Annotated in this window: 5 protein-coding genes and 1 pseudogene; 1 reads left to right on the top strand and 5 read right to left on the bottom strand. The window is 66.5% G+C overall.

Annotation, left to right across the window (positions count from 1 at the left end):
• From CVM52_RS24195 to pyrH, 5 genes and pseudogenes are all read right to left on the bottom strand, one after another.
• Positions 1-227, bottom strand: a pseudogene (locus tag CVM52_RS24195) (1-deoxy-D-xylulose-5-phosphate reductoisomerase); the annotation flags it as partial.
• 3 nt (positions 228-230) lie between these two features.
• The gene (locus CVM52_RS24200; protein WP_100164866.1) at positions 231-1,076 is read right to left on the bottom strand and encodes a phosphatidate cytidylyltransferase; all 846 of its coding nucleotides are present in this window, start codon (positions 1,074-1,076) and stop codon (positions 231-233) included.
• On the bottom strand, positions 1,073-1,804 hold the full coding sequence (uppS, locus tag CVM52_RS24205; protein WP_100164867.1) for a polyprenyl diphosphate synthase: 732 nt from the start codon (positions 1,802-1,804) through the stop codon (positions 1,073-1,075). Before uppS ends, CVM52_RS24200 begins: the two co-directional genes overlap by 4 nt.
• 7 nt (positions 1,805-1,811) lie before the next feature.
• A complete protein-coding gene (gene frr / locus CVM52_RS24210) occupies positions 1,812-2,375 on the bottom strand; it encodes a ribosome recycling factor (protein WP_100164868.1) in 564 nt (187 codons plus the stop codon).
• A 279-nt stretch (positions 2,376-2,654) separates the two neighbouring features.
• Positions 2,655-3,419, bottom strand: a complete 765-nt coding sequence (gene pyrH / locus CVM52_RS24215) for a UMP kinase (protein WP_100164869.1) — start codon at positions 3,417-3,419, stop codon at positions 2,655-2,657.
• 112 nt (positions 3,420-3,531) lie between these two features.
• Between pyrH and CVM52_RS24220 the strand changes: the two genes are divergently transcribed.
• Positions 3,532-3,985: tRNA (adenosine(37)-N6)-dimethylallyltransferase (locus CVM52_RS24220; RefSeq protein WP_276308663.1), on the top strand; the 454-nt coding region annotated here is incomplete at its 3' end.

Consider the following 3,985-nt stretch of genomic DNA (forward strand, 5'->3'; position numbering starts at 1 on the left):
TCGACCCCGGAGCCGGCCAGCGCGGCGCGCAGCGGCTCCAGCAACCCGTCATAGGCGGTCACCGCCACCGCGGCGCCCAGCCGGCGGGCATCCTCGGCCAGCCTTGCGATATTGCGCCCGCCGGTCAGGGCGACCACCTCGAAAGCCGCCGCGTCGCGGGCGATCAGGTCGATGGTGTTCTGCCCCACCGATCCCGTTGCACCGAAGATGGAAATCCGCCGCGCCATGCCTCAGCCGCCCGAGACCAGCGTGATCGCCCCGGCCAGACAGGCCGCCGCAACCAGCCCGTCCACCCGGTCGAGCACGCCGCCATGGCCGGGAATCAGCGCCGAGGCATCCTTGACCCCGACCCGGCGCTTCATCGCGCTTTCGGCGATATCGCCCAGCTGCGAGGCAAAGCTGATCGCCACCGCGACCAGCACCGCCGATCCCAGCGGCACCCCCAGATGCGGCAGCACCAGGCCACCGACGAGACCGGCGCCGATCCAACCCGCCGCCGTGCCCGACCAGGTCTTGTTCGGCGACAGCGCCGGCCAGAATTTCGGCCCGCCCAAGGCGCGCCCGGCAAAATAGCCCGCCGTGTCGGTGACCGCCACAATCGCAACCAGAGCCACCACCGCCACCAGCCCATGCGCCCCCTGGGCATAGATCATGAACAGCACCGCGGCGACCAGCACGGCGCCATAGCCGGCCCACAACGCCCGCCCGGCGCGCAGATGCGCCAGCCCCAGCACCAGCGGCGCCAGCAGCCCCGCCGCCGCGCTGTAATAGCCGCGGCCGAACGGGCCCTGCGCCTCGGCGGCCAGCAACGGCTCGGCGCCCGACAGGGCCGCGGTTCCCAGCACGATCAGCGGATAAAGCAGCGGGAACACCGCCAGCCACAGCCGCACGCCACGCCCGGCGGCAGGGTCGCACAGCCCCACCAGTTCCCACAGCATCAGGCAATAGACCGCGAACACAAACAGCGTCCAGCCGCCCGGCCCGGAGGTCAACGCCAGCGCCGCAACCGCCACCATCACCACAGCCGACATCACCCGGGTGCCCAGGTCCCGCCAGCGCGCGGAGGTGCCGGTCATGCCCGGACGGCTCCGTACCGCCTGTCGCGCGCGCCGAAGGAATGGCAAAGCCGCGCCAGCTCGGCCGCGGTGAAATCGGGCCAGAGCGTGTCGATGAACTCGTATTCGGAATAGGCCGATTGCCAGAGCAGGAAATTCGAGATCCGCGCCTCGCCCGAGGTGCGGATCACCAGGTCGGGATCGGGCAGCACATGGGTGTCGAGATAGCGCGGCAGCGTCTGTTCATCCACGTCCAGCGGCGCCAGCTTGCCCGCCGCCACATCCTGCGCCAGCCGCCGGGTGGCGCGGGCCACCTCGTCGCGCCCGCCATAGTTCAGCGCGATGGTCAAATGCACGCTGTCATTGGTCTTGGTATGCTCTTCCAGCTGATCCATCAGGTCGATCAGCTTGGCATCCAGCCGCAGCCTGTCGCCGATGAACCGCACCCGCACGCCCCGTTCGGCCAGGGCACGGGTTTCCTTGATGATGTAGCGGCGGAACAGGCTCATCAGCCCAGCCACCTCGACCTGGGTGCGTTTCCAGTTCTCGGTCGAAAACGCGAAGATCGTCAGGTACTTGACCCCCAGCCCCGGACAGGCCTCGACCACCTCGCGCACCCGGCGGGCGCCGGCATGGTGACCGTAGAGCCGCGGCCGGCCCCGCGCCTGCGCCCAGCGGCCATTGCCATCCATGATGATGGCAACGTGGCGCGGGCCGCAATGTATGGGCGTATCGGGGTCACGGGGCATGTCGAACTCAGACCTGCATGATCTCGGATTGCTTGTGCTCCAGCGCGTTGTCCACCGCCGCGATCATCTTGTCGGTCAAGTCCTGCACTTCGGATTCCCAGAACTTCTGGTCATCCTCGGACATGCCGTCGGCCTTGGCCTTCTTGATCTGATCCATGCCGTCGCGCCGCACGTTGCGGATCGCCACCCGGGCCTGTTCGGCGTAATGGCCGGCCACCTTGGTCAATTCGCGGCGGCGCTCTTCGTTCAGTTCGGGAATCGGCAGCATGATGATGGTGCCGTTCAGCTGCGGGTTGATCCCCAATCCGGATTCGCGGATCGCCTTCTCGACCTTGCCGACCAGGCCCTTGTCCCAGACATTGATGGTGACCATGCGCGGTTCCGGCACGTTGACGGTGCCGACCTGGTTGATCGGGGTCGGCTGGCCATAGGCCTCGACCATCACCGGTTCCAGCATCGAGGCCGAGGCGCGGCCGGTGCGCAGGCTGGCGAATTCGGTCCGCAGGTTCGCCATGGCGCCGTCCATCCGACGCTGCAGATCATCTGTGTCCAGTTCGAAGTCGTCGGACATGGGCCGCCCTCCCGATGCTCATTCAGTCTGCGGCTCTATATCCTCAGTTGCACCGGGATGTATAGAGAGCAACCGCACGCTCTGCGCCCCGATCCCGGCCCGCATCGGCCCGGTCCTGACCGGATGCCATGAATTATCGATAATTCATGGTAAATTTCGTGGACGAAATTTGTTCCTTATAAGGCGGGGATTTTCGCCAATTGCCCGAATAGAGCGATCTGTCGGGCGGGATGAATTTTCCAAAATTCATCGCAAATTTCGTCGACGAAATTTCCCGTCCTAGCCATGCACCTTGGTATAGGTGCCCTCTCCCGCCAGGATGCCGCGGAAACCGCCCGGTTCATCCAGCGAAAACACGATGATCGGCAGGTTGTTGTCGCGCGCCAGCGCGATCGCCGAGGCATCCATCACCCCCAGCCGCTTGGCCAGCACATCGTCATAGCTTACCTGGTCATAGCGCTTGGCATCGGGATGCTTGATCGGATCCTTGTCATAGACCCCGTCCACCTTGGTGCCCTTGAAAATCGCCTCGCAGCTCATCTCGTTGGCGCGCAGCGTGGCGGCGGTGTCGGTGGTGAAATAGGGGTTGCCGGTGCCGGCGGCAAAGATGCAGACCCGCTTTTTCTCCAGGTGGCGCACGGCGCGGCGACGGATATAGGGCTCGGCCACCTCGTCCATGCGGATCGCGGTGATCACCCGCGTATGCACCCGCAGCGCTTCCAGCGCCGATTGCATTGCCAGCGCGTTCATCACCGTCGCCAGCATCCCCATGTAATCCGCCGTGGTCCGCTCCATCCCCTGGGCGCTGCCCTGCAGCCCGCGAAAGATGTTGCCGCCGCCGATCACCATGCAAATCTCAACCCCCAGCGCATGCACCGATTGCACCTCCTGCGCGATGCGCTGCACCGTCGGCGGATGCAGGCCAAAGCCCTGATCGCCCATCAGCGCCTCGCCGGAGATTTTCAGCAGCACCCGGCGATAGGTGGTTCCGGCTGGGTCGGGGTCCGGCGTCGGATCGGTTGCGGGGACGGGGGACGTGGTCATATTGCGCTCCGTTCTGCGACGCGGTTATTTTCGCGCAAAATGGCGGAATTTGCGGGCAGGATCAATGCGACTCTGCACCTGCATCCGCGTGATCGGGCGAAAGGTCCACAGAATGTCGATTGCGGGATATGCCGGACTTCCCGATCTGCCCGCCGACCGGCCGGTGCTGATTGCCGGGCCGACCGCCTCGGGCAAGTCCGAACTGGCGCTGCGCATCGCCGAGGCGCAGGGCGGCGTTGTGGTCAATGCCGATGCCAGCCAGGTCTATGATTGCTGGCGCGTGGTCACCGCCCGCCCCTCGCCCGCAGACGAGGCGCGCGCGCCACACGCGCTTTATGGCCATGTTGCCTGGGACGCACCCTATTCCGCCGGCCACTGGCTGCGCGATGTGCGGCCGCTGCTGCAGGGGTCCGACCGCCCGATCATCACCGGCGGCACCGGGCTCTATTTCACCGCGCTCACCCAGGGCATGGCCGAGATCCCGCAAACCCCGGCCGCGATCCGGGCCGAGGCCGACGCGCTGAGCCTGCCCGCGCTGCTGGCTGACCTGGACGCGGCAACCGCCG

This window comes from Pseudooceanicola lipolyticus (assembly GCF_002786325.1).
Lineage (GTDB): Bacteria > Pseudomonadota > Alphaproteobacteria > Rhodobacterales > Rhodobacteraceae > Pseudooceanicola_C > Pseudooceanicola_C lipolyticus.